Origin of the sequence: Alcanivorax sp. NBRC 102024 (assembly GCF_001602235.1) — a bacterium.
Classification (GTDB): Bacteria; Pseudomonadota; Gammaproteobacteria; order Pseudomonadales; family Alcanivoracaceae; genus Alcanivorax.
In genome coordinates this window covers 492,090-517,304 of sequence record NZ_BDAS01000002.1, presented here as the reverse complement: position 1 = coordinate 517,304, position 25,215 = coordinate 492,090, and the positions used below count along the sequence as shown (strand labels likewise).

The window sequence follows — 25,215 nt, the reverse complement described above, 5'->3', positions numbered from 1 at the left end:
CTGCCGGGGGTTAGCAATGAGCGATGTCGTCGCCGACATGTCTCGTCTCGAGAATTTCATTCCCTTTGACTGCCTGGGCGAATCACACCTGAAGGAAATCCAGGGCCAGATCGACGTCATCAAGATCGGTCCGGGGCGATTGTTGTTCAAACGTGGCCAGACCAGTGACAAGGCCTATTTTCTGGTGGAAGGCGCCCTGGACCTGACCGACGCCAGCTTCCAGGTGCGGCACTTTACCGCCGACGATGACGAGAATTACCTGGCGCTGGACAATTACCCGGAACACACCATCAACGCCATCAGCGCGGAAACCACGACCCTCTACGCCATCGACCGCAACAAGCTGGATCTGCTGATGACCTGGACCCAGGCCGCCGAATCCATGCTCGACGAGGATGATGACGAGAGCGAGCGGGACTGGATGGATGCGCTGCTGTCTTCAGAGCTGTTTTCCGCCATCCCGCCGGCCATGATTCACAGCCTGTTCGTGAAATTCGAGGAACGGGAAGTGCAGCTCGGCGAAACGGTGGTGCGCGAGGGCGAGGATGGCGATACCTTCTTCGTTATCAAGCAGGGCAAGGCCATGGTCACCCGCGCCAAAGGCGCCAAACAGGAAACCCTGGCAGCCCTCTCCGCCGGTCGCTTCTTCGGTGAAGACGCCCTGATCAGCGACAGCCCCCGCAACGCCACCATTACCATGACCAGTGACGGCACCCTGATGTGCCTTGGCAAGAAGGACTTTCAATCCATCCTGCAAGACTCGGTCATTCGCCACCTCAGTGAGGATGAGCTGGACACCATGGTGCTGGAAGCGGAAACCGCCTGCATTCTGGTGGATGTGCGGTTGCCCATGGAGTTTCGCCACGACCGCACCCCCGGTGCCCGCAACCTGCCACTCAACGAATTGCGCCGCGAAGTGCACACGCTGGAAAAGGATTTTTTCTATGTGGTGTGCGGTGATGGTCGACGTAGTGAGCTGGGAGCCTATATCCTCTCGGAAGCAGGCCTCAACGCCTATGTGCTGGACCGGGGAAAAGCGACGGATGCAAAAGAACCAACGGAAGTGGCCTGATTCGTTTTTATTCAGAGGAGCGCTGATTCTTCTGCTGGCCATGGTTGGCAGCCTCTGTCGGGCCAACCCGGAACCGCCGCCCCCCTTTGTGATCCACAGCCTGCCGGATCAGGCCCGCATTACCATCTACTCCGAGTACCTGCGCGACCCCTCCGGTGAGCTGGATATCCAGGCAGTCAGCCAACATCCCGCCACGGCCGGTTTCCAGCCGGCCACCCGCTATATCGAGCGTCTGGGTATCCGCAATGGACACTGGTGGGTGCGCGTTGCCATCAAGAACGAGCTGGGCAACCAGAACACCTTCGCCCTGCATCTGCGTGGCAATCCGGCAGCAACCCTCTACCTGCCGGATGGCAACGAGGGGTACCGCCAACTGGCCCCCCAGCAGCGCATTAGCGGCCGCGGCAGCAGCTTCCGGATAGACCTGCCCACCGGCGACACCCAGCTTGTCTATCTGCAATTGCCTCCCCGGGCCTACCTGACTTACGGACTGACACTGACCACCGTCAACGGCTTGCTTCAGACCCAGCAACAGCAAAACACAATCTACATGTTGCTGGCCGGCGCCCTGCTGATGCTGGCATTTTATAACCTGATTGTGGGCGCCCTGCGTGGCGGCGCCACTTACTACTACCACTGCGGCTTTATCCTCAGCATCCTGATGATCGGGCTGACCCTGGCGGACCTGCTCCCCGGGGATCTGAGTGAAAACAACCTGCTGCACCCGCGGCTGCTTTTTGCCGGCATGATGCTGGCCATGTGGTCGGCGAACGGCCTCTCGCGCAGCTTCTTCAACCTGTCCGAACAGACCGGCTGGCTGCAATACTCTACCCGCCTGCTGCAGGTACTGGCCCTGATCAATCTGCCCTTGACCATCATGCTGCCGCTGGCCGCCGCCGGCTACATCAGCTTTGCTCTGGTCACCCTGGCCACCCTGTTTCTGCTCACCATGGGCTACACCGCCTGGCACCGGGAAATCACCGGGGGAGGACTGTTTTTCCTCACCTCCCTGCTGATCAGTATCCCGGCCCTGGTGGTATGCCTGGCGTGCCTGGGGGTAGTACAAACCGGGGCGGAACTGCCCCAGTGGTTACTGGGAGCCACGGTGCTGGAGGCTGTGACCCTGGGGATCGGATTGCGACTGCAATACAGCCAGCAGGCGCGCCTGAAGATCGAAAGAAAACGCTCAGAAGCCATTGCCGAGACCGTGGACAGCACTCGCCGGGAAACCCTGTCCCGGATCGGCCATGACATTCGTACCCCGCTGAGCGGCATCCTTGGCATGGCGGAAATCCTAGGCGACACCCCACTGACACCCAACCAGCGCGAGTGCGTGGGCGCCATACAGAATGCCGGCGACAACCTGCTGCGCATCATCAATGATGTGCTGGAGCACTCCCAGCTCTCTACCCAGGGCACAGACATCAACCACAGCGCCCTGGACATCCATGATCTGGTCATGGAAGCCATAGACCTGTTCAAGGAAAAGGCAGAGGAAAAGCAGATTGAGCTGATCACCCATGTGCACACCAATGTCCCCACCCGGGTGATTGGCGACGCCGGCCGGCTACGGCAGATCCTCACCAACCTGATGGGCGCCCTGGTACGCCATGGCAGCCACGGAGAACTGGTGGTGGATGTATCCATGGAGCCCACCGGCCAGGCAGACCGGGTTCGCTTCGGCTTCTCCGGCAGCGCCCTCAACGACGACATCCTCAAACGCCTGCGCAACACCCAAAACCAGCCGGAAAGCAGTCATCTGAGCCTGGCCATCGCAGAGCAGCTGGTGGAAGCCCTGCAAGGTCGCATGGGCACCCTGCAGGACCAGCGCGGCGCCCATTACTGGTTTGTGGTTCCCCTGCCGGCAGAAACCAGCGAGGCTCCCCCACCAGCCATGGTGGATACCCGTACCCTGGAAGGGAAAAGCCTGCTGGTGGTGGACGATTCCAGCACCGTGACCCGGGTGCTTCGTCACCATGCCCTGTCCTGGGGAATGCGGGTCACGGCCTGCCACGATCCCCGCGAAGCACTGGCCTCCCTGCGAACCCAGGCCAACATCAACGAGCCTTTCGACGTGGTGGTGCTCGACCACAACATGCCCGGCATGGACGGCATGCAACTGGCCGCCCGCATCCATGAAGACCCGGTGATCATGCACCCCACCGTGCTGGTGATGCTGACCGGTGTCAGTCTGGCACCCAGTGCGACCCAGGCCCGCAACGTGGGCATCCACCGTGTGCTGTCCAAACCGGTTTCCTCCCCTCGCCTGCGTCAGGTACTGGCCGAGGAGCTGGGTCAGGGCCATCGACCGGTTCCCGGCAAGACCGAGCACAAACCGGACCCGCAACTGCGCATCCTGGTGGCAGAAGACCATTACCTGAGCCAGAAGGTGATTCGCGGCATGCTTGGCAAGCTGGGCCTGAAAGCCGACATTGCCTCGGATGGCCAGGAAGCCCTGTCACTGGCGGAAAAACACCGCTATGACCTGATCCTGATGGATTGCGAAATGCCGGAGATGGACGGCTTCGAAGCCACCCGGCGCATTCGCCAGTTCGAGCAGAAGCAGGGGCTGCCGGCGGTCCCCATCGTCGCGCTCACCGCCCATATCCTGCGCGAACACAAGGAGCGCAGCCTGGCGGCGGGCATGAACGCCCACCTGCCCAAGCCGGTGGAGCTTAACGTGCTCCGGGAAACCCTGGTGCGCTTTACCCGCCCCGACGCCACTGATTCGGACTTGTCCCTCGCCAGCGACGAAATGCCCGACTGAACGAGCTGGACTCGGCAAAGCCCAGCAACAGTGCGATCTCGGTGAGCGACAGGGCCGAATCCTGAAGATACAACTCAGCCAGACTCTGACGTAAGCCGTCCAGAATGTCCGCAAAGCGCAGGGAGCGCCGTGCCAGCCGGGCGCTGAGCGTGCGGGCCGCCATGCCCAGACTGTCCGCCACGGATTCCAGCGACGGCTCCCCATCCGCCAGCTGCTGATAAATCCGCGCACGCACGGCACTGACCAGATTGCTATTGATGTCGAAATCGGCGAGCAGGTCACGGGCTTCCCGCTCCATCATCAGCGATAACCCCGGATCCGCCGATTCCAGCGGCAACGCCAGATACTCCGCGGGCAATTCCACCCCGTCGAAGTCTGCCGAGAACCCCACCGGCGCATCGAAAAATGCCCGATAACGCTGTTCATCATCCGGGGCCCCGTGCCGAAAGCAGACCTGACTGGGGGCCAGCTCCCGGGCTATCAACGGGCGCATGAACGCCACCCAACCGGTCACGGCCGCCTCGGTGAGATAACGGGCAGGCTCACCGGCCAGAGGGCATTGCCAGCTCAGGCGGACCCTGTCTCCATGGTGAGAAAGCCGGGTCTCACCCAGCTTGCCGGACAGGCTTTCAAAGCGAATCAACCGGTCAATGGCCTGACCCAGATCACGGCTGGCCAGAATCACGTAACCGAGCACCTGATAGGAGCGGGGCTTCACCCGCTTGCCGATTTCGAAACCCAGGCCCGCATCGCCACTGGCCTGCAGTATCACCAGAAACAGTCGCAGCACATCCACCAGTGGCAACAATTGTCCCGGCTCGGAGAATGGCGCTTCGGTGAGCCCGGCCTGCTGCAGCACCGCGTCCCGGGACAAACCGTAATGCGCCAGTAGCGGTGGCAACACCGCATCCACATAGGCAGCGCTCAGGCTCTGGTCGGACCCGGCCAGGCCGGGGTCAAGCACCGGCATGGACCGCCCTGCCCTGGCACCACTGACGCAGGCGCGCCAGGGATTCTGCCATGGTCACCGACAGCGGCACGGTGGCCGCCAGTTCCGCTTCCAGCAGCGCCTGATCCAGAACCCCGTCAGCAGCCCCTGCGCTGTAGAGACCGGCCACCACGGCCTGCTCGATTTCCGCTCCGGTAAACCCGTCGCTGTGCTCAGACAGGGCAGGCAAATCGAACCGATCCACTGACAGGCCGCGTTTTTCCAGATGGATCCGGAAAATCACCTCGCGAACCGCCGGCGACGGCAGGTCCACAAAGAAGATCTCGTCGAGACGGCCCTTACGAATCAGTTCCGGTGGCAGTCGTTCGATATCATTGGCCGTGGCCACCAGAAACACCTGGCTCTTATTTTCCGCCATCCAGGTGAGCAGGGTGCCGAGCACACGCCGGGAGGTACCGCCATCATTGTCACCCACGGCGATGCCCTTCTCGATTTCGTCGATCCACAACACACAGGGCGACATGGTCTCCGCCAGCTCCAGCGCCTCGCGCACGTTACGCTCGGACTCACCGAAAAACTTGTTGTAGATGGCGCCCATGTCCATGCGCAGCAGCGGCAGCCCCCACAACCCGGCCACCGCCTTGGCCGCCAGGCTCTTGCCCCCACCCTGCACGCCCACCAGCATGATACCGCGGGGGCTGTCGATCCCATTCTGACCATGAAACGCTTTCTCCCGTTTCCCCAGCCAGTCCTTCAGCCCTTGCAGCCCCCCCACGCTGGCGAAGCTTTCCGTGTCGTACTCGTAGCTGAGGACGCCGTCCATTTCCATCAGGGCAAACTTGGCCTTGTTGATGTCCGGCAAGTCCGCCTCGGTGATGGCACCATCATGGATAATGGCACCCCGGGCCAGTTTGCGGGCGTCCTCCACGCTCAAACCGCGCAGATTCCGCACCAGACGATCCAGCGAGGCTCGGTCTGCCCGCACTCGCTCGCCTTTCTCCTGTTTGAAACGACGGGCCTCATCCTGAACGATGTGTTCCAGCTGCTTCTCGTCGGGCATGGACAGGGAAAACCGGGTGCAATAACGGCGAATCTCCGGGGGAATGGAAAACTGGTGGCTGATCAACACCAGGGTGTGGTGCAACCGCTCATGGTGCAGGGCGATCTCTTTCAGCAACCGGGTATGACGCGGCTCGTCCTTCAGAAACGGATGCAGATCGCACAGGGCGTAGATGCCCGGTTCATTGGTACCGCGAATCTGTCCCAGCAGCGCATCCGGTTCCACGGTGTGTTTCTGACTGGGGGCATCTTCAAACTCCAGCCGCCGCAGACCATCCACCACATTCCAGGCAAACACCGGTCGCCCCTCACGCATCCCCAGACGGCGTATCAGGTCCAGCGCCCGCAACTCCTCCCAGGTCTCGATGACCACGATGGGGTAGCGGGATTCCAGCAGCATTTTCAGGTCGTTCAGGTCACTCATTTGTTATCATTCTTCACAGGTCACTGTCAGCGCTATGCTAGCATGAAGGCTGGCACTGTTTTGTAGCGCCACGATACCTGCACCCCGAGGTGTGTGCCGTGGCAAACCGTATTGGAAGCCCCCCCATGAGCGAACGTCGACTGTCACCGCTGGATAAACTGCTGGCCCGGGCCGATAACGCCCTGCGCACGTTGACGCCAGGCACCATCCAGGCGGAACGGAAACCCGCCCATGCCTCCCCGGCGCCGGATGCCCCGGAGGCTGGCACCCTGCCCACGGACAAACGCCGCCATGTGCTGGGGCTCATGCGCATCAACCATACCGGCGAAGTCTGTGCCCAGGCCCTGTATCAGGGACAGGCCAGCACCGCCAGCCTGCCCCATGTGCGCCATGCCATGGAGGAAGCGGCCCGCGAGGAAGAAGACCACCTGGCCTGGTGCGAAGAACGCATTCGCGAACTGGGCGGCGTCCCCAGCAAACTGAACCCGCTGTTCTACGCCATGAGCTATGCGGTGGGCGCCACCGCCGGCCTGGTCGGTGATCGCTGGAGCCTGGGCTTTGTGTCGGAAACGGAAAATCAGGTGGTCAGACACCTGGAGTCCCACCTGTTCCAGGTCCCGGAAAGCGACCTGCGCACCCGCGCCATTCTGGAACAGATGAAAAGCGACGAACTCAAACACGCAGTCACCGCCAAGGACGCCGGCGGCGCCGAGCTCCCCCCACCAGTGCGCCACGCCATGACGTTGATGAGCAAGGTGATGACATTCACAACCTACCGAATCTGACCAGCGCACCAAAAGAACACCTGTAGGAGCGCCTCTTGAGGCGCGAACCGAGCGACAGCGAGGCAGGGTTTTCAAGGCTCGACAGGATTTCTACAGGAATCAGTGGTTGCGCTGAAATGCCTGATCGCCCTGCTGGCGATTCCGTGCTTCGCACGGTTCGCGCCTCGATAGGCGCTCCTACAGCGGCTTCGTAAGAGGAGCATGTCCATAAAACGCAAGAGGCCGCGCCCAACCTGTGGGCGCGGCCTCTTTGCTTTCTACTACAACTGACGATGGGCGCGAACTGTTAACTATTAACTGTTAACTGCCCTTCTTACCCCATATTCCGGCTGTAGAAGATCTCCAGCATCTCGGTGCGCAGGCGCTCCTCGATCTGCTCCAGTTCTTCCTTGTCGAACTCGTCGCTGCCGGCACCGAACAAATAGTTGTCGATGTCGAAGTCCTTGAGCAGCATCTTGGTATGGAAGATGTTCTCCTGGTACACGTTCACGTCGATCATCTGATAGGCGTTCTGGGTGTCTTCGGTCAGGAAGTTCTGGATCGAATTGATGTCGTGATCAATGTAGTGCTTGGTGCCGTCCAGATCCCGGGTCATGCCCCGCACCCGGTAGTCGATGGTGACGATATCGGAGTCGAAGCTGTGAATCAGGTAGTTCAAGGCACGCAGCGGGGAAATCACCCCGCAGGTGGATACATCCACATCCACCCGGAAGGTGGAAATGCCGTTATCCGGATGGGATTCCGGATAGGTGTGCACCGTCACATGGCTCTTGTCCAGATGCGCCACCACGGAATCCGGCAGCGGACCCGGGGCTTCCTCATCCCAGTCGGTACCGTCCGGCGGCGTCTCATGCTCAGCGATCAGCATGGTCACACTGGCGCCCTGGGGATCGTAATCCTGACGAGCCACGTTGAGCACGTTGGCACCGATGATCTTGGTCACATTGGTGAGAATCTCGGTGAGCCGCTCGGCATTATACAGCTCGTCAATATACTCAATGTACTCCTTGCGATGCTGTTCCGTCTTCGCATAGGCGATATCGAAAATATTGAAACTCAAGGATTTGGTCAGGTTGTTGAAACCATGAACCGTAATCTTGGGATTGGGATCTTTCACCACAGCTGTACCCCGTAGGCGTCACCGCCACAATAGAACCAACACACCACCGCAGCGTCTGCGGTTACCTGTTTGCGAGACCTCCTGGTCTCTCCGGCTTGCGCCGGACACCTTGACCGGCCAGGGGTCAAGCTTCCTGGCCCTCAATGGTATAACTATGGGTGATCTCAACACCACCTCGGGTCAGCATAATGCTGGCCGAGCAATACTTCTCCGCCGACAGCTCCACGGCCCGCTTCACCTGGGCCTCTTTCAGGTTATTACCGCTGACGATGAAGTGCAGATGAATCTTGCTGAATACCGCCGGCACCTCATCCACACGCTCCGCGGTCAGCTCGCAACGGCAGTCTGTCACGTCCTGGCGGGACTTCTTGAGGATATGTACCACATCAAAGGAAGAGCAGCCGCCGACACCCAGTAACAGGGTCTCCATGGGACGCGGCCCGCGATTCTGGCCACCATGGTCCGGCGGTCCATCCATGAGCACCGTATGGCCGCTTTCTGTCTGCGCTTCATAGCAGGCTTCGCCCTGCCATTTAACCACTGCTTTCATGGGGAATCTCCCAGCTTCCAGTCACCGCTCCAGGCCGGTATTTTCCAGCCCCGAAAGGGGGCGCAGAGTACCATAGCGCGGGGGCGCCGCCACCCCCTCAGGGGGCCGGATCGCAGATAATTTTTCCCGCCCGGCCCCCCGATCCATCCCCTGCCCATCCGGTGCCGGTCAGCCATAAGCCACCGTTGAGCCTGTGAAAATTGAGAGTGAGAGCCAGTTCCCTTGGCATCAATGATAAAAACAGGCAATATCCTTACGCTTATCAGCTAAGACATTTTTCTGGCTTAATATTGAGCGCCCATGACTGACGGCAACAAAATTATTCCAAATCTGGACCAGTTTCTGGCCCACTGCCATCGCCGCAAGTATCCGGCGAAGAGCACTATCATTTATGCGGGTGATGAATCGGATGCGCTTTACTACATTCTGAAGGGCTCCGTGACGGTCATGATCGAAGACGACGATGGTCGCGAAATGATCATGGCCTACCTGAATGAAGGGGATTTCTTCGGTGAGATGGGGTTGTTCGAGAATGATCCCTCCCGTTCGGCCTGGGTGAAAGCCAAGAGCGAGTGCGAAGTCGCGGAAGTCAGCTACGGCAAGTTCAAACAGCTGGCCCGGGAAGACGCCGACATCCTGTTCGCCGTCTCCGCCCAGATCGCCGGCCGCCTGCGCGCCACCACCCGCAAGGTGGGCGACCTGGCGTTTCTGGATGTCACCGGCCGCGTGGCCGGCACCCTGCTGGACCTGTGCAAACAGCCCGACGCCATGACTCACCCGGACGGCATGCAGATCAAGGTCACCCGCCAGGAAATCGGCCGCATCGTCGGCTGCTCCCGGGAAATGGTCGGCCGGGTTCTGAAGAACCTGGAAGAACAGGGCCTGGTGTCCGTGAAAGGCAAGACCATGGTGGTTTACGGGACGCGGTGAACAGCAATTAACAGTTAATAATGAATAGTTAATAGAACACCTTCAGGTACGGAAAACCAAGAGGCCGCGCCCAGATGATGGGCGCGGCCTTGTTGTATCTGGCACCCTGCCTCGCTGTCGCTCGGTTCGTCCCCTGGAAGGGAACTCCTACAGCGGCTTCGCACAAACAGAAAGGCCGCACCCACTTCATGGGCGCGGCCTCAAACATTCTCAGCGCGGCACCAACCAGGCCCTCGCAGCTGTTAACTATTCACTGTTAACTAAAAAAACAGCGACTTCAGCGCCGCCCCCGGATCCTCCGCCCGCATAAAGGCTTCGCCCACCAGGAACGCATTGATGCCGTTCTTGCGCATCAGCTTCACGTCCTCCGGGGTGTGGATGCCGCTTTCGGTGACGATCATGCGGTCGCCGGGCACTTTTTCCGCCAACGCCAGGGTAGTGTTCAGGCTGGTCTCGAAGGTGTGCAGGTTACGGTTGTTGATGCCGATCAGCTCGGCATTGAGATTCACTGCCCGCTCCAGCTCTTCCTCGGTATGCACCTCCACCAGCACATCGCAGCCGGCCTGCTGGGCGGCGTGATAGAGCTCGCTCATCTGCGCATCCGACAGGGCTGCCGCGATCAGCAAAATGGCGTCGGCCCCCATGGCCCGGGACTCGAAGATCTGCCAGGGATCGATCATGAAGTCCTTGCGCAGCACCGGCAGGTTCACCGCGTTGCGGGCGGCGCGCAGGTAGTGTTCATCCCCCTGGAAGAAGTCCTTGTCGGTGAGCACCGACAGGCAGGCGGCACCGTTTTTCTCATAGCTGCGGGCAATCTCCACCGGATCGAAATCATCCCGGATCACACCCTTGCTGGGAGAGGCCTTCTTGATCTCCGCGATCACCGCCGGTTGGTGGTCGCGCACCCGGTCAAACAGGCTGGCGATAAAGCCCCTGGCCTTGCGCTCGTTGTCGGCCATGGCCTCCAGCTCGCCCAGGGTGTAGTTGTTTTTGCCGACGGCGATTTCTTCCTGCTTGCGGGCAATGATCTTGTCGAGAATGGTGCCTGTGCTCATAACCGCTCTCCTTATCAGTCTGCAGCAGTCAGTGCCGTGGAAAACTGGGCCAGCTCACGCATGCGCTCCGCTGCCTCTCCATTGTGGATCAAGTCTTCCGCCATGCGTACCCCCTCTTTATGGGTCCGGGTAATCCCGCTCACATAGATGGCCGCCCCGGCGTTCAGGGCAATCATGTCCGCCGCCTTGCGGGCGGCATCGCTGCTGCGCTTGCCAAAGGCATCGCGAATCAGGGCCAGGGAGGCATCGGAGTCGGTCACATCCAGGCCCACCAGTGAATCAGAGTCCAGCCCCAGGTCTTCCGGGGTCACCGCGTATTCGCTGATTTCCCCGTTACGGAATTCCGCCACATGGGTCCGGGTGGCCAGGCTGATCTCGTCCAGGCCATCCTTGCTGTGCACCACCATCACGTGCTCGGCACCGAGGCGGCCCATGACTTCTGCCATGGGCCGGCACAGCTTCTCGGAGAAGACCCCCAACACCAGGCGCTGGACGCCGGCCGGGTTGGTCATGGGCCCGAGGATGTTGAACAGGGTGCGCATACCCAACTCCTTGCGCGGCCCCACGGCGTACTTCATGGCCTTGTGGTGATTGGGGGCAAACATGAAGCCCACGCCCACATTGTCCACGCAGCTGCCGATCTGTTCCGGGGTCAGATCCAGGGCAATACCGGCGGTTTCCAGCAGGTCCGCCGAGCCGCTTTTTGAGCTCACCGAACGCCCGCCGTGCTTGGCCACCCGGGCCCCCGCCGCCGCCGCCACAAAGGCACTGGCGGAAGACACGTTGAACAGGTTGGCACCGTCACCGCCGGTACCGACAATATCCACCAGATACTGGCGATTCTGTACCGGCACGGCGGTCACCAGCTCACGCATGACCTGCACGCCTCCGGTAATCTCATCCAGGGACTCGCTTTTCATGCGCAGGGCCACCAGGAAGCCGCCAATCTGGGCGTCGGTGGCGCCGCCGGTCATGATCTGACGCATCACCTCCTGCATCTCGTCCACGCTCAGATCAATCTGCTCGACCACCTTGGCCAGGGCCTGCTGGATATTCATGCGGCGTCCCCTTGTTGTTCGTTGTTCAGGAAGTTCTCAAGCAGGGCATGGCCATGCTCACTCAAAATGGATTCGGGATGATACTGCACCCCTTCAATAGGCAGGGTCTTGTGGCGCATGCCCATGACCTCGTCCACGCTGCCGTCTTCGTGGCAGGTCCAGGCGGTCATTTCCAGGCAATCCGGCAGACTGTCCTTTTCCACCACCAGGGAGTGATAACGGGTGGCCGTATAGGGCGACGGCAGGTTGCGGAAAATGCCCACGCCACTGTGGTAAATGGGTGAGGTCTTGCCGTGCATCACCTGACGGGCCCGCACCACCTTGCCACCGAAGGCCTGGCCAATACTCTGGTGGCCCAGACAGACCCCCAGAATCGGCAGCTTGCCGGCAAAGTGCTGAATCGCCGCAATGGAGATGCCCGCCTCATTGGGGGTACAGGGCCCGGGGGAAATCATCAGCCGGTCCGGGTTCAGCGCCTCGATCTCCGGCAGGGAGATCTGATCATTGCGGTGGACCAGCACCTCGGCACCCAGTTCCTGCAGGTACTGCACCAGGTTGTAGGTAAAGCTGTCGTAGTTGTCGATCATCAGCACACGCATTACCGCTGCCCTCCGTCTTCCAGGTTGAGGCCACCCAGTGCCAGATTCACTGCCCGGAACACGGCCCGGGCCTTGTTCATGGTCTCGTCCCATTCGGACTGGGGCACCGAGTCGGCCACAATGCCTGCGCCAGCCTGTACGTAGAGGCGCTGGTCCTTGACCACGGCGGTGCGAATGGCGATGGCGGTATCCATGTCGCCGTTGAAACCGATATAGCCCACGGCGCCGCCGTAGATGCCACGCTTGGTGGGTTCCAGTTCGTCGATGATTTCCATGGCGCGGATCTTCGGTGCTCCGCTCAGGGTGCCTGCCGGGAAGGTGGCACGCAGTACGTCCAGCGGCCCCAGGCCATCACGCAACTCGCCTTCCACATTGGACACGATATGCATCACGTGGGAGTAGCGTTCCACCACCATCTTGTCGGTGAGCGTGACCTTGCCCGGTTTCGCCACCCGGCCCACATCGTTGCGGCCCAGATCAATCAGCATCAGGTGCTCGGCGATTTCCTTGGGGTCCGCCAGCAGGTCCGCTTCCAGAGCCTGGTCTTCCTCGCTGTTGGCACCGCGCTTGCGCGTACCGGCGATGGGCCGAACCGTGACCGATCCCTGCTCCGCCCGGGTGAGAATCTCCGGGGAAGAGCCGGCAATATGGAAATCGCCCAGATCCAGATAGAACATGTACGGCGACGGGTTCAGATAACGCAGTGCCCGGTACAGGTCCAGCGCCGGCGCCTGGAACGGACAGCTCATGCGCTGGGCCGGCACCACCTGCATCACGTCGCCGGCGAGAATATACTCACGCACCTTCTCCACGCCGGCCTTGAACTGGTCTTCCGGGAATTCGCTGCGGAAATCGCTTTCGTCCACCGGCTCGCCGTACACGGTATGCTCCGGCTCCGGCAGGGGCGCACGCAGCTGCGCCTGCAGCGCATCCAGACGCTGTGCAGCCTGCTTGCCCGCATCTCCGTCACGGGGGTCCACATGCACCACCAGGAACAGGGCGCCGCGCAGATTATCGAACACCACCACTTCTTCGGAGCGCATCAGCAGGATATCCGGCACGCCGAGCACATCCTCACCAGGGGCCGGACCCAGCCGCGGCTCGAAATAGCGCACGCTGTCATAACCGAAGTAGCCCACCAGGCCACCGTTGAAACGGGGCAGCCCGGGGATTTCCGGTGAGCGATACTGCTGACGGTAGTCTTCAATCCACTGGATCGGGTCGGCGACCTCGGTGGTGGTCTCGCCCTGTTCATTGCTGACACTGACGGTCTGGCCGGTGATGCGGATCACTTCCGTGGCCGGCAGCCCGAGAATGGAATAGCGCCCCCAGCGCTCGCCGCCCTGAACGGATTCAAACAGGTAGCTGTAAGGCCCCTGGGCCAGTTTGCGGTAGGCAGTCAGCGGCGTATCCAGATCCGCCAGCACCTCGCGTACCAGCGGCACCCGGGTATAGCCCTCTTGGGCATAACGATCCAGTTGCTGTTGTGACATGGTTGTCCCTATTGGTCTTCGCTCGGCCATTCAAACGCACAGGCCGACAAGTGCAACGATTGTAGAGGAAAAACAAGGCAAAAAGGGCGTGTCCGTGCACTGGGCACAGTCACAAGGGGAGCGTCACCATCGCCAGCTGGCGGGTGAGGAAAGGAAGGCAAAGCTGTTGATCAGGGCACGGTCCAAGGGGGACGTCCTTTCTCAAACGTGAAGATGGGGAGAATTCTAGCGAATGACAGCGCCCGACGCCAGACACTCCCCCCAGGCATGCCCCGTTGGAGCCTGGCAACGGTGGATTCAGGCGCGTTTTGATAGACTGTCGCTCGAATGCCCGTGTCAGCGTCCGGCCAGAACCCAGGAGCCCCATGAAAGTCCTCGCCTTGTTCACCGCCAGCGAATCCCGCGGCCCGGTAGAAAGCCAGCCCGCCGTGCAATTGCGCGCCGGTTGCGGCATCGTTGGCGACCGGCATTACCGGCGCAATGCAAAGCCCGCCGAACAGATTACCCTGATCGAATCCGAAGCCATCGCCGACTTCAACCGGGATCATCAGCAGCGGGTTGAACCCCACATTCTGCGCCGCAATGTGCTCACCGAAGGGGTGGACCTGAATGCCCTGGAAGGCCGGGAGTTTTTGCTCGGCAACATCCGCCTGCGGGGCATCGAACTGTGCGAGCCCTGCTCCGTGGTGGGCAAGCTGCTGGCCGGCGACCTGACCCCACCCCAGGTGGTAAAGGCCCTGCTGGGCCGGGGCGGCCTGCGTTGTGAAATCCTGTCCAGCGGCGTAGTGCGGGTGGGCGACCCTATTGTGACGCCTGAAGACGCCTGAAGCCTCTGGGGCAACTAACAGCCCGTCGCGAGAAGCGAGTTTCGAGGAGCGAAAACCAACAGCAGTTTGCCTTTCGAAACTCGTACCTCACACCTCGCTGCTGAGTCATCAAACCCGTGCCTCCTCTCGCATTACGCATTCCGCCCGACGGCCACACGAATCCATGCTACCCTCGCCCTTTTACTGCCCCGTACCCCAATGAACATGCCTTCTTCCGATACCATCATCGCCGACACTCGCCAGTGGCTGGAACAGATCGTCGTTGGCCTGAACCTGTGCCCCTTTGCCCGTAAACCCCTGAACGCCGGGCAGGTGCACTTTGCCGTCAGCGACAGCCGCAATGTGGAAACCCTGCTGGTGGATCTTTATGACGAGCTGGAACGGCTGGATCGCACCCCCGCCGAGCAGATCGACACCACCCTGCTGATCATTCCGGATCAGCTGGATGATTTTCTCGACTACAACGACATGCTCGATCTGGCCGACGGCCTGCTGGAACAGCAGGGCTGGGAAGGCACCTTCCAGATTGCCAGTTTCCATCCGGCCTATCAGTTTGCCGATACGCAGGTGGACGACCGGGAGAATTTCACCAACCGGGCCCCCTACCCAATCCTGCATATCCTCCGAGAAGCCAGCCTGGACCGGGGCCTGGCCAGCTACCCGGACCCGGAACAGATTCCCGAACGCAACATCGCCACCCTCAACGGCCTCAGCGATGACCAGTGGCGCAGCCTGTTCGGCAACCTGACAGGACGTGCTCCATGAATCTGGATCTGACCGACATCGGCCTGGTCACTGCCGTGATAGTGATCGCCGCCCTGTTCTGGCGTTCCCATGGGATCCGTGAGCGGGCGCTGATCTACACCCGGCGATTTTGCGAGCGGGAAGCGGTGGAGTTTCTGGATGACACCGTGGGGCTGGAAAAACTGGCGCTGATCAAAGACCGTCACGGCAAACGGCGTATCACCCGCATCTACCGCTTCGAATTCACCGTCACTGGCGGCGAGCGCTACCCGGGCCACACCTATGTGCAGGGAGGCCAGGTACAGCGGGTGGAGCTACCGCCCCACCGTTTTACCCCGGACCCGGAACAGCTGCACTGACGCGACAAGCTTCAAGCGACAAGCCTCAACGCGCGTAAAGGCAGTCGCTCCCGACAAGATATGGGTTCCGCGCTGATCCGGTAATCGCGGGCACAGCCTTTGATTCTGCCAATGCGTTGACCGCGCCTTGCAGCTTGTAGCTTGCGACTGCTTTATCGCGCCACCAGCGATGCGCCTAGGGCATGGGTTTGTCGCAGTTGACCATCCAGGGCACCCCGAAGCGGTCGATACACATGCCAAAGCGCTTCGCCCAGAAGGTTTCCTCCATGGGCATGCGAATCTCGCCGCCGTCGCTCAACGCCGCAAAGATGGCTTCCGCCCGCTCGGAGGTTTCCGCCTGCACATTGATGATGGTGCCTTGCGGTTTTTCATACGTATCCGGCGGGCAATCCGACCCCATCAATACGATGCCCTCCCCCTCCAGGCAGACATGGCAGATGTGATGGTGGCTTTCTGCCGGCACCTCACTGGCCATGGGCGATTCGCCCATGGTGATCAGGAAACTGATCTCGGCCTGCAGGACACCGGCATAAAAATCAAAGGCTTCCCGGCAATTGCCCGGGAAATTCAGATAGGGATTAAGACGGACTTCCGACATGGCTTCTCTCCTTGAAGGAATTGGCTTTCCATAGTTAATCGATTGGGGTGACCGTTTTTCGACAGCCCCCCCAATTTTTGTAGGAGCGTCGCTGGCGGCGCGATTCCATAGGGTGGTTATCGCGCCGCCAGCGACGCTCCTACGCGGCGTTATTGAGAACTGCGAGATTATTTAACCCGCTGCTTGCCCAGCTTCCTGGCCAGGGTCCGTCGATGCATGCCAAGCCGGCGGGCGGTTTCGGAGATATTAAAGCCGGTTTCCGCCAGGGTTTCGTGGATGCGTTCCCATTCCAGGGTTTTCAGGTCGGTTTCCCGGGCGGTCAGAGCCACGTCCACGTCGCCCTCGGCGCGCAGGAAGGCCGCTTCGATATCATCGGTGTTGGAGGGTTTGGCCAGGTAATGGCAGGCGCCCAGCTTCACCGCTTCCACCGCCGTGGCAATGCTGGCGTAACCGGTGAGCACTACAATCAGCATGTCCTCGTTATGCTGATTGAGCATCTGCACACAGGCCAGACCGGACGCCTCGCCTTTCAGTTTCAGATCCACTACCGCGTAGCCCGGATCATGGTCCTCCAGCAACACCTCCATCTCGTCCATTCCCGACGCATGGATCACGGTATAGCCGCGCCGTTCAAAGGAACGACTCAAGGTACGGGCAAAGGCCTCGTCGTCTTCCACGATCAGCAGCAACCGCTCGGTCTGTTGCTCCAACTCACTCACAACCTATTCCTCTTCCAGCGTGACGGCGGACAGGGGTAACGACAGCATCACCACGGCCCCACCCTGCACCAGATTCCGGGCGCGCAGATTCCCCCCCAGGGTACGCAGCACATTCATGACCAGGAACAACCCCAGGCCGCTACCCGGTCGGCCCTTGCTGGACTGGTAGGGGCGCCCCAGGCTTTCCAGCATGGCCGCCGGGAAGCCGGGGCCCCGGTCGGTCACCGAAATCACCAGGTTATCGTCATGGCGATGTACATCCAGGCGCACCCATTTCGGCGATGCCTCCAGGGCGTTATCGAGCACGTTATGGATGCTCTGCTTCAGGGCCGAGTCGGAAACGATGCTCAGGTCCTGGCCAAAATCATTCAGGTAAATGAAATCCTTCACCGGGCGGGTTTCCCGCCATTCCGCCACCAGGTCATCCAGGAATTCCCGGGCAGTGGTTTCCTCCGACGACTCGCCCCGTGCCTCACCGGCAGACAGCAGGATGCCGCTGACGATGGACTTGCAACGCAGCACCTGGGTCTGCATCTCGCCGATTTCCTGGGCCATGTCCGGATCAGACTTGAACGGCTCCATGTGCCGCCAGTCGCCAAGAATCACCGACAGGGTGGCCAGCGGGGTGCCCAGTTCGTGGGCGGCGCCGGAGGCCAGCAGCCCCATGCGCACGATGTGCTCCTCCTCCGCGGCCCGTTGACGAAGCTCCGCCAGGTGCTCGTCGCGCTGGCGACGGTTACGGGTGATGCGGTTGATAAAGATCACCAGCAGCACCCCGTTGAGCACAAAGCAGATGATCATCCCCTCGATATACAGGCTGAACAGACCCTTGGAATGATCCAGCGGCAGCGGCAGCGGCTTGCCCGACCAGGCCAGCCAGGCAAAGCAAAAGGTAGTAGTGATCAGGATCACCCAGGTGGACCACACCTTGAGCAGCACGGCCCCGAGAATCACCTGTAACAGATAGAGAAATACGAAGGGGTTGGTGGCCCCGCCACTGAGATAGAGCAGGATGGTCAGCGTCGCCACATCAATCAGCAGCGACAGGAACAACTCGGTATTGCCGATGCTTTTCGGCAATTTCAGGCGCAGCAGGCTCACCGCGTTCAGCAGCAACAAGCCAAACAGCACCACCAGCATCTGCCCCAGCGGCAGCGTGATACCGAAACCGTAGTGCACCAGCAGGATGGTGGCCAGCTGCCCGCCCATGGCGATCCAGCGCAACTGGATCAGCAGCTGCAAATTCTTGCGACCGGCCACATCCTCACTGGAACGGCGAATGGCCGCCAGGGGGGCCGTGCCGGCGGGGGCTGTCATAGTCAGTTTATCCATGGCCAGTCAGTTTACCGACTTCGGCGTGAAGGTGTGAGGCAGTTCGCCATGCAAGCATGGCTTCAACAAACAACGCTTTCAGCCCTTGCGCTGTTCGCGCACCACCAGCCAGGCCGCCAGCATCACGCCCAGCGCCAGGGCAAACCAGGTGATGGCATAGACCCGATGGTTATTGGGGAAGCGGATCACGGTAAGCCCACCGATGGGTCCGGGCTGCGTGCTGGTCTCCGCATCAACAAAGTACGGCGCCACCGGCGCCAGGCCGTGCAGTTCGGCCATGGCCTGCACATCCCGGGAATACCAGCGGTTCTCGGTGGGCACATTGTCGCGCAGCACCCCGCCACCCGGTTGGTTGAGCCGCAGCAGGCCGGTCACCGAGACCTGGCCGCGTGGAGTGAAGTCCCCCCGGGCAGCCTGCTCGCGCAAGCGCTGGGGCACGAAGCCACGGTTGATGTAAACCCGGCTGCCATCCGCCCGCTGCAAGGGCACCATCACCCAGTAACCCTGCCCCTCTTCCGTGGCCGCCGCCACCAGGGAGAGGCCGTCGACCCGGTATTCACCCGTTAACTGAACGCGCCGATATTCGTGGACATCCTTGCTCACGCTGGCCCAGTCGACCGGAGCTGGGGCCGTCACCGGGGCGGCATGGACGCGGGCATCCACCCGGGCGATCAGATCCTCTTTCCAGGCCAGGCGCTGCACCTGCCAGACGCCCAGGGCGACAAAGCCGGCAAAGGCCGCCACACACAACAGCAGAAACAGGAAAGAAAGAAGACGCCGACGAGCCATGGCAATGCCTCTTCAAACGTGGGGAAGGAAACTGCAGGGGCTTTACCTGCAAGCGAACCCGATCAGGAGGGCGTCACTTGCAGGCAAGATCCTGCAGGGAGATGGAGCCTGCTAGCTCATCATGCCCGGCATCATGTTGTTGTTCAGGCTGATCATCACCCACAGGGAACCGGCCAGGGTGATGAACACCAGCACCAGGGTGAAGATCAACGCCAGCATGTTCCAGCCCCCTTCCGAATGGAAGTTCATGTGCAGGAAGAACACCATGTGGACAAAGATCTGCACCACCATGAAAGACAGGATCACCAGTGCTGTGGTGGTAGAGCTTTCAAACACATTGCCCATTACCACCCAGAACGGAATCACGGTGAGGATCACCGCCAGCACAAAGCCGGTCACGTATTCCTTCAGGGAAACGTGGGGGCCTTCCGCCTCGTGATGATCGTGATCGTGTGTATGCTCACTCATGGCAGCACTCCCATCAGGTAAACGAAGGTAAAGACACCCACCCAGACCACATCCAGGAAGTGCCAGAACATGGACAGGCAGAACACCCGGCGTTTGTTGGCGGGGATCAGGCCGTGCTTCTTGAGCTGGAACAACAGGGTCACCAGCCACACGATACCGAACAGCACGTGCAGGCCGTGGGTGCCAACCAGCGCAAAGAAGGCGGTCAGGAAACCACTGGTCTGCGGCGTCGCACCGATGTGGATCAGGTGATAGAACTCATACAGTTCCACCGCCAGAAAGCCCGCGCCCAGCAGGCCGGTAATACCCAGCCAGATCAGCGTGCCCTTCAGGCGGTTGGCCTGCATCTCCAGCATGGCGAAGCCATAGGTGATGGAGGACAGCAGCAGCATGGAGGTGTTGATGGCCACCAGTGTCAGGTCGAACACTTCCATCCCGGTGGGGCCACCGGCATAGCTGCGTGCCAGTACCCCGTAGGTGGCGAACAGCGCTGCGAAGATCAGGCAGTCGCTCATCAGGTAGAGCCAGAAACCCAGCAGGGTACCGTTCTGGGGGTGATGATCCCCCTTCACCAGGAACTCCAGCTGGCCGTCCTGGGTTTTCCCGTCAGCGGTCATGGTTGCTTCAGACATTGGCAAGCACCTTGGTTCGTTCAGCTTCAATCCGCTCTACTTCCTCGGCAGGAATGTAGTAATCACGGTCGTAATTGAAGGTGTGGTAGATGGCCGTGCCGATCAGAGCCACAAAGGTCACCGCCGCCGCCAGCCACATGTGCCAGATCAGGGCGAAGCCACAGGCCACGCTGATCGCCGACAGCACGACGCCCGCCCAGGTGCCCTTGGGCATGTGAATCGGGATGAAACCGGATTCCGGGCGCTTGAAGCCGTGCTGTTTCATCTGCCACCAGGCGTCCAGATCATGTACGCGCGGAGTAAACGCAAAGTTGTACGGCGGTGGCGGCGAGGAGGTGGACCACTCCAGGGTGCGGCCATCCCACGGGTCGCCGGTTTCGTCCTTGAGCGCTTCGCGACGCTTGAAGCTCACCACCAGCTGGATCACAAAGGCGGCGATACCTACAGCGATCAGGACCGCACCGAAGGCGGCAATCTGGAACCAGATCTGCAGGGACTGATCCTCGAAGTGGCTGACACGACGGGTCACGCCCATCAGGCCGAGCACGTACAGCGGCATGAAGGCGAAGTAGAAACCGATCAACCAGAACCAGAAGGACATCTTGCCCCAGAACTCGTCCAGCTTGTAACCGGTGGCCTTGGGGAACCAGTAGGTGATACCCGCAAACAGACCGAACAGCACGCCACCGATTATCACGTTATGGAAGTGGGCGATCAGGAACAGGCTGTTGTGCAGCACGAAGTCCACCGGCGGTACCGCCAGCAGCACCCCGGTCATACCACCGATCACGAAGGTGACCATAAAGCCCACGGTCCACAGCATGGGCACATCAAACTTGATGCGGCCACGGAACATGGTGAACAGCCAGTTGAAGATCTTCGCACCTGTCGGGATCGAAATAATCATGGTGGTGATCCCGAAGAACGAGTTCACACTGGCCCCGGAGCCCATGGTGAAAAAGTGGTGCAGCCATACCAGGTAGGACAGCACGGTGATCACCACGGTGGCGTAGACCATGGAGGTGTAGCCGAACAGCGGCTTGCGGCTGTAGGTGGCCACGATCTCGGAGAAGATACCGAACACCGGCAGGATCAGGATGTACACCTCCGGGTGACCCCAGATCCAGATCAGGTTCACGTACATCATGGCGTTGCCGCCCATGTCGTTGGTGAAGAAGGCGGTGCCCAGATAACGGTCCATGGTGAGCATGCCCAGTACCGCGGTCAGTACCGGGAAGGCAGCCACGATCAGCACGTTGGTGCACAGGGACGTCCAGGTGAATACCGGCATCTTCATCAGGCTCATGCCCGGGGCACGCATCTTGACGATGGTCACCAGCAGGTTGATCCCCGATAACAACGTCCCCACCCCGGCGATCTGCAACGACCAGATATAGTAATCCACCCCCACCCCGGGACTCTGCAATATCCCCGATAGTGGCGGATAGGCCAGCCAGCCGGTCTTGGCAAACTCGCCCACGAACAGGGACATCATCATCAGCGCGGCGCCACCGGCGGTCATCCAGAAGCTGAAGTTGTTCAGGAACGGGAAGGCCACATCACGGGTACCGATCTGCAACGGAATCAGGTAATTCATGATCCCGGTCACCAGCGGCATGGCCACGAAGAAGATCATGATCACGCCATGGGCGGTGAAGATCTGGTCGTAGTGGTCCGGAGGCAGGTAGCCCATGTTGTCGCCAAAGGCCATGGCCTGCTGCAGGCGCATCATGATGGCATCGGCGAAGCCGCGCAGCAGCATCACCAGACCCAGGATGATGTACATGATGCCGATCTTCTTGTGGTCGATGGAGGTAAACCACTCGGTCCACAGGTAGCCCCACAGCTTGTAGCGGGTCAGTGCCGCCAGCATGGCCACACCCCCTACCGCCACCACGGCAAAGGTAGCCAGAATGATCGGATCATGGAACGGAATCGCGTCCCAGGTCAGACGTCCGAATATGAGTTTGGTCAGGTCCAGGTTTTCAAACATGGGCGACACCTACTGCGACAGTATTCAGGGAAACAGGCTTATTCATGGTGGCCTCCATGCTGGGCATGGCCGGCGTGGGCATCGTGCCCCGTTTCGCTCGCCTCCTGCTTGCCATGGCCGCTGTGGTACATCATGTCTTCCATGCACACGGTGCCCGGGTCCACGCAGCGATTGAGAATGGCGTGGTAGAGGGTCGGATCGACGCTGCCATAGCGGGTCACCGGGTCCTTGATGCTGGGCACTTCCAGCTCCTTGTAGACCTCGCGGCTGAGGGTATTGCCGCTGGCCTTGTTCTTGTCCACCCAGGCCTGGAAATCTGCCTCGCTGAGCCCGTGGAACTGGAACTTCATATGCGAGTAGCCGGCACCACTGTAGTTGGCGGAGAAGCCCTGGTAGACGCCCGGCTCATTGATCACGCCGTGCAGCTTGGTCTCCATGCCGGCCATGGCATAGATCTGCCCGGCCATGGCGGGGATGAAGAAGGAGTTCATCATGGTGGACGCGGTGATCTTGAAGCGGATCGGATGATCCACCGGCGCCGCCAGCTCATTCACCGTGGCGATGCCCTGCTCCGGGTAGATGAACAGCCATTTCCAGTCCAGCGCCACCACTTCCACGGTGAGCGGCTCCAGATCCGCCGGCACCGGGGTGCTGGCATCAATGCGATCCAGCGGCCGGTAGGGGTCCAGCTTGTGGGTATACACCCAGGTCATCGCCCCCAGGGCGATGATGATCAGCAACGGCACCGCCCAGATCACCAGTTCCAGCACGGTGGAATGGGTCCAGTCAGGCTTGTAGGTGGCCTCGGTATTGGATGCGCGATAACGCCAGGCGAACCACAGCGTCAGCACGATGACGGGAACGATGACCAGCAGCATCAGGATGGTGGACCAGACAAGCAGGTCCCGCTGTTGCACTGCCACATCACCAGAGGGGGACATCACGACTGCATCGCAACCCGACAGCAGGGCAGCGACAAGCAACGTCAGCGACACTCCACGCAAGTATTTGAATATTTGCATTGGCGGCTATTCTGGTTGGCTTATGGGATAGGAGAACTCTAGCCAAGGCAATGGGAAGCGGGTATTGGACATTTTGTCCCATAGCCTTAAAGTGCTAGGGGAGTGGACCCTAACCCTGTAGGAGCCATGCTTGCATGGCGAAAGGTGCCAGCCCGGTTCGCCATGCAAGCATGGCTCCTACAGGGAAGACACATCCGCATCCATCACTGAACGGGCTCTTTAGCCCAGGCAGAACAAGAGCGCACAACATGTCCCAGCCCCAGCAGTCCCACGGTTCCAGCCATGCCCCGGTGGCGCCCAATGAAATCGCCGTCGGTGTGGTCATCGGCCGGACTTCCGAATACTTCGACTTCTTTGTCTATGGCATCGCCTCGGTACTGATCTTCCCGCAGGTGTTTTTCCCCTTCGCCGACCCGCTACAGGGCATGCTCTATTCCTTCTCCCTGTTTGCCCTGGCGTTTGTGGCCCGGCCCTTCGGTACCGCCCTGTTCATGACGATCCAGCGCCACTGGGGTCGCGGCATCAAACTCACCGCAGCCCTGTTCCTGCTGGGGACCGCCACCGCCGGCATCGCCTTCCTGCCCGGGTACGAGAAGCTGGGTGGCTACGCCATTACCCTGCTGGCCCTGTTCCGTATCATGCAGGGGGTGGCTTTCGGCGGCTCCTGGGATGGTCTGCCGTCGCTGCTGGCCCTGAACGCGCCAAAGGAAAAGCGCAGCTGGTACGCCATGATCGGTCAGCTGGGCGCGCCGCTGGGGTTCGTCATTGCCAGCGCCCTGTTCCTGTTTCTCTATAACAGCCTGAGCGCCCCGGATTTCCTGGGCTGGGGCTGGCGCTACCCGTTCTTCGTGGCCTTCGCCATCAACGTGGTCGCCCTGTTCGCCCGCCTGCGTCTGGTGCTCACCGAGGAATACACCGAAGCCCTGGAAGAAAGCGAGCTGGAGCCCATCGGCACCACCGAGATGGTGCGCAAGCAGGGCTACAACATCTTTATCGGCTCCTTCGCCGCCCTGGCCAGCTATGCCCTGTTCCACCTGGTGACCATCTTCCCGCTGTCCTGGATCGCCCTGCAGGGCAGCCAGACCACCGGCCAGGTGCTGACCGTACAGATCGTCGGCGGCATCGTGGGCATTATTGCCACCATCGGCTCCGGCTGGATCGCCGCGCGCATCGGCAAGCGCACCACCGTGGGCGCCCTGGCGGCGGTGATCGGCGTCTTCAGCCTGCTCACCCCGCTATTGATGGGGGGCAGCCCGGCCATGCAGGACACCTTTATCCTGCTCGGCTTTGCCCTGCTGGGGATTTCCTACGGCCAGGCCTCCGGCACCGTCACCGCCAACTTCGAGCGCCGCTTCCGCTACACCGGTGCCGCCCTGACCTCCGACTTCGCCTGGCTGTTCGGCGCCGCCTTCGCTCCGCTGGTGGCCCTGGGCCTGTCCGCCAAATTCGGCCTGCTGTCGGTCACCGTCTACCTGCTCTCCGGCGTCATCTGTACCCTGCTGGCGTTGGCGGTGAACCAGACATTGTCGGATCAAAGCGAGGACTAAGCTGCAAGCTACAAGCCTCAAGCTGCAACGCGGCTTGAGACCCAAGCCGCCGGAAACCCAGAGGCCGCGCCCAGACATTGGGTGCGGCCTCTCTCTTTATGACAACCCCATCCGTAGGAGCGTCGCTGGCGGCGCGATCAAAACAGTGGCGAGTTACGAGAAGCGAGGCTCGAAAGGCAAAACCCTGAACAATCCAGAAACCAGGTCTCCGTAACTCGCAGCTCGTCACTCGCTTCCTGGGTTGGTTATCGCGCCGCCAGCGACGCTCCTACGAAAAGGCCCTCAAAACAAAAAAGGCCGCACCCAGACTCTGGACGCGGCCTC

At 60.9% G+C, this 25,215-nt stretch carries 24 protein-coding genes; 8 read left to right on the top strand and 16 right to left on the bottom strand.

What is annotated here, in order from left to right; all coding sequences use genetic code 11:
- Positions 1 to 16: 16 nt before the first annotated feature.
- Both A0251_RS06035 and A0251_RS06030 read left to right on the top strand, forming a co-directional pair.
- Complete coding sequence (locus A0251_RS06035; RefSeq protein ID WP_062815924.1) at positions 17 to 1,072, top strand: cyclic nucleotide-binding domain-containing protein; 1,056 nt, start codon at positions 17 to 19, stop codon at positions 1,070 to 1,072.
- The gene (locus tag A0251_RS06030; protein WP_062815923.1) at positions 1,044 to 3,839 is read left to right on the top strand and encodes a hybrid sensor histidine kinase/response regulator; all 2,796 of its coding nucleotides are present in this window, start codon (positions 1,044 to 1,046) and stop codon (positions 3,837 to 3,839) included. The genes A0251_RS06035 and A0251_RS06030 overlap by 29 nt, the downstream gene beginning before the upstream one ends.
- On the opposite strand, the gene A0251_RS06025 is transcribed toward A0251_RS06030, so the two are convergent.
- Positions 3,778 to 4,809, bottom strand: a complete 1,032-nt coding sequence (locus A0251_RS06025) for an AraC family transcriptional regulator (protein ID WP_062815922.1) — start codon at positions 4,807 to 4,809, stop codon at positions 3,778 to 3,780. The two genes, A0251_RS06030 and A0251_RS06025, sit on opposite strands and share 62 nt — an antisense overlap.
- Positions 4,796 to 6,271, bottom strand: a complete 1,476-nt coding sequence (locus A0251_RS06020) for an AAA family ATPase (protein ID WP_062815921.1) — start codon at positions 6,269 to 6,271, stop codon at positions 4,796 to 4,798. Before A0251_RS06020 ends, A0251_RS06025 begins: the two co-directional genes overlap by 14 nt.
- A 125-nt stretch (positions 6,272 to 6,396) precedes the next feature.
- Here A0251_RS06020 and coq7 point away from each other — a divergent pair, with 125 nt between their 5' ends.
- A complete protein-coding gene (coq7, locus tag A0251_RS06015) occupies positions 6,397 to 7,056 on the top strand; it encodes a 2-polyprenyl-3-methyl-6-methoxy-1,4-benzoquinone monooxygenase (protein WP_062815920.1) in 660 nt (219 codons plus the stop codon).
- Between the two features lie 313 nt (positions 7,057 to 7,369).
- Here the strand turns inward: coq7 and speD are convergent, their stop codons facing one another.
- Entirely contained in the window at positions 7,370 to 8,176 is an 807-nt protein-coding gene (gene speD / locus A0251_RS06010) for an adenosylmethionine decarboxylase (RefSeq protein ID WP_062815919.1), read from the bottom strand.
- A 124-nt stretch (positions 8,177 to 8,300) separates the two neighbouring features.
- Positions 8,301 to 8,726 carry an OsmC family protein gene (locus A0251_RS06005; RefSeq protein WP_062815918.1) on the bottom strand — a complete coding sequence of 142 codons (426 nt, stop codon included), beginning with the start codon at positions 8,724 to 8,726 and terminating at the stop codon, positions 8,301 to 8,303.
- A 300-nt stretch (positions 8,727 to 9,026) separates the two neighbouring features.
- On the opposite strand from A0251_RS06005, the gene crp reads away from it, so the two are divergent.
- Positions 9,027 to 9,656 carry a cAMP-activated global transcriptional regulator CRP gene (crp, locus tag A0251_RS06000; protein ID WP_062815917.1) on the top strand — a complete coding sequence of 210 codons (630 nt, stop codon included), beginning with the start codon at positions 9,027 to 9,029 and terminating at the stop codon, positions 9,654 to 9,656.
- A 260-nt stretch (positions 9,657 to 9,916) separates the two neighbouring features.
- Here the strand turns inward: crp and trpC are convergent, their stop codons facing one another.
- The 4 genes from trpC to trpE are packed head-to-tail and all read right to left on the bottom strand — an operon-like array spanning position 9,917 to position 13,861.
- Positions 9,917 to 10,711 carry an indole-3-glycerol phosphate synthase TrpC gene (gene trpC, locus A0251_RS05990; RefSeq protein ID WP_062815915.1) on the bottom strand — a complete coding sequence of 265 codons (795 nt, stop codon included), beginning with the start codon at positions 10,709 to 10,711 and terminating at the stop codon, positions 9,917 to 9,919.
- Positions 10,712 to 10,725: 14 nt separating this feature from the next.
- Positions 10,726 to 11,769, bottom strand: coding sequence for an anthranilate phosphoribosyltransferase (gene trpD / locus A0251_RS05985; RefSeq protein ID WP_062815914.1), 1,044 nt, complete (start codon positions 11,767 to 11,769; stop codon positions 10,726 to 10,728).
- A complete protein-coding gene (locus tag A0251_RS05980) occupies positions 11,766 to 12,368 on the bottom strand; it encodes an aminodeoxychorismate/anthranilate synthase component II (protein WP_062815913.1) in 603 nt (200 codons plus the stop codon). The genes trpD and A0251_RS05980 overlap by 4 nt, the downstream gene beginning before the upstream one ends.
- The gene (gene trpE, locus A0251_RS05975; protein WP_062815912.1) at positions 12,368 to 13,861 is read right to left on the bottom strand and encodes an anthranilate synthase component I; all 1,494 of its coding nucleotides are present in this window, start codon (positions 13,859 to 13,861) and stop codon (positions 12,368 to 12,370) included. Before trpE ends, A0251_RS05980 begins: the two co-directional genes overlap by 1 nt.
- Positions 13,862 to 14,226: 365 nt before the next feature.
- On the opposite strand from trpE, the gene A0251_RS05970 reads away from it, so the two are divergent.
- The 3 genes from A0251_RS05970 (at position 14,227) to A0251_RS05960 (ending at position 15,791) form a co-directional block, all read left to right on the top strand.
- Positions 14,227 to 14,688, top strand: a complete 462-nt coding sequence (locus A0251_RS05970; protein ID WP_062815911.1) for an MOSC domain-containing protein — start codon at positions 14,227 to 14,229, stop codon at positions 14,686 to 14,688.
- Between the two features lie 204 nt (positions 14,689 to 14,892).
- Positions 14,893 to 15,453 carry a DUF1415 domain-containing protein gene (locus tag A0251_RS05965; RefSeq protein ID WP_156478252.1) on the top strand — a complete coding sequence of 187 codons (561 nt, stop codon included), beginning with the start codon at positions 14,893 to 14,895 and terminating at the stop codon, positions 15,451 to 15,453.
- Positions 15,450 to 15,791, top strand: a complete 342-nt coding sequence (locus tag A0251_RS05960) for a DUF3301 domain-containing protein (RefSeq protein WP_062815909.1) — start codon at positions 15,450 to 15,452, stop codon at positions 15,789 to 15,791. The genes A0251_RS05965 and A0251_RS05960 overlap by 4 nt, the downstream gene beginning before the upstream one ends.
- A gap of 175 nt (positions 15,792 to 15,966) precedes the next feature.
- Here the strand turns inward: A0251_RS05960 and A0251_RS05955 are convergent, their stop codons facing one another.
- From A0251_RS05955 to cyoA, 8 genes are all read right to left on the bottom strand, one after another.
- Complete coding sequence (locus A0251_RS05955; protein WP_062815908.1) at positions 15,967 to 16,389, bottom strand: VOC family protein; 423 nt, start codon at positions 16,387 to 16,389, stop codon at positions 15,967 to 15,969.
- A 167-nt stretch (positions 16,390 to 16,556) separates the two neighbouring features.
- Positions 16,557 to 17,108: a response regulator transcription factor gene (locus A0251_RS05950; RefSeq protein ID WP_062815907.1), complete on the bottom strand. Its 552-nt coding sequence runs from the start codon at positions 17,106 to 17,108 to the stop codon at positions 16,557 to 16,559.
- A gap of 3 nt (positions 17,109 to 17,111) precedes the next feature.
- Positions 17,112 to 18,440 (bottom strand): ATP-binding protein, encoded by a 1,329-nt coding sequence (locus tag A0251_RS05945; RefSeq protein ID WP_062815906.1) that lies wholly within the window; start codon positions 18,438 to 18,440, stop codon positions 17,112 to 17,114.
- A gap of 78 nt (positions 18,441 to 18,518) precedes the next feature.
- Entirely contained in the window at positions 18,519 to 19,229 is a 711-nt protein-coding gene (locus A0251_RS05940; RefSeq protein WP_062815905.1) for an SURF1 family protein, read from the bottom strand.
- A gap of 111 nt (positions 19,230 to 19,340) precedes the next feature.
- On the bottom strand, positions 19,341 to 19,697 hold the full coding sequence (cyoD, locus tag A0251_RS05935) for a cytochrome o ubiquinol oxidase subunit IV (protein ID WP_062815904.1): 357 nt from the start codon (positions 19,695 to 19,697) through the stop codon (positions 19,341 to 19,343).
- Entirely contained in the window at positions 19,694 to 20,329 is a 636-nt protein-coding gene (gene cyoC, locus A0251_RS05930; RefSeq protein ID WP_062815903.1) for a cytochrome o ubiquinol oxidase subunit III, read from the bottom strand. Before cyoC ends, cyoD begins: the two co-directional genes overlap by 4 nt.
- Positions 20,322 to 22,322, bottom strand: a complete 2,001-nt coding sequence (gene cyoB, locus A0251_RS05925; protein WP_062815902.1) for a cytochrome o ubiquinol oxidase subunit I — start codon at positions 22,320 to 22,322, stop codon at positions 20,322 to 20,324. The genes cyoC and cyoB overlap by 8 nt, the downstream gene beginning before the upstream one ends.
- 38 nt (positions 22,323 to 22,360) lie before the next feature.
- A complete protein-coding gene (gene cyoA, locus A0251_RS05920; protein ID WP_062815901.1) occupies positions 22,361 to 23,344 on the bottom strand; it encodes a ubiquinol oxidase subunit II in 984 nt (327 codons plus the stop codon).
- Positions 23,345 to 23,592: 248 nt separating this feature from the next.
- Here cyoA and A0251_RS05915 point away from each other — a divergent pair, with 248 nt between their 5' ends.
- Entirely contained in the window at positions 23,593 to 24,891 is a 1,299-nt protein-coding gene (locus A0251_RS05915; RefSeq protein WP_062815900.1) for an MFS transporter, read from the top strand.
- The last annotated feature ends 324 nt before the right edge of the window (positions 24,892 to 25,215 follow it).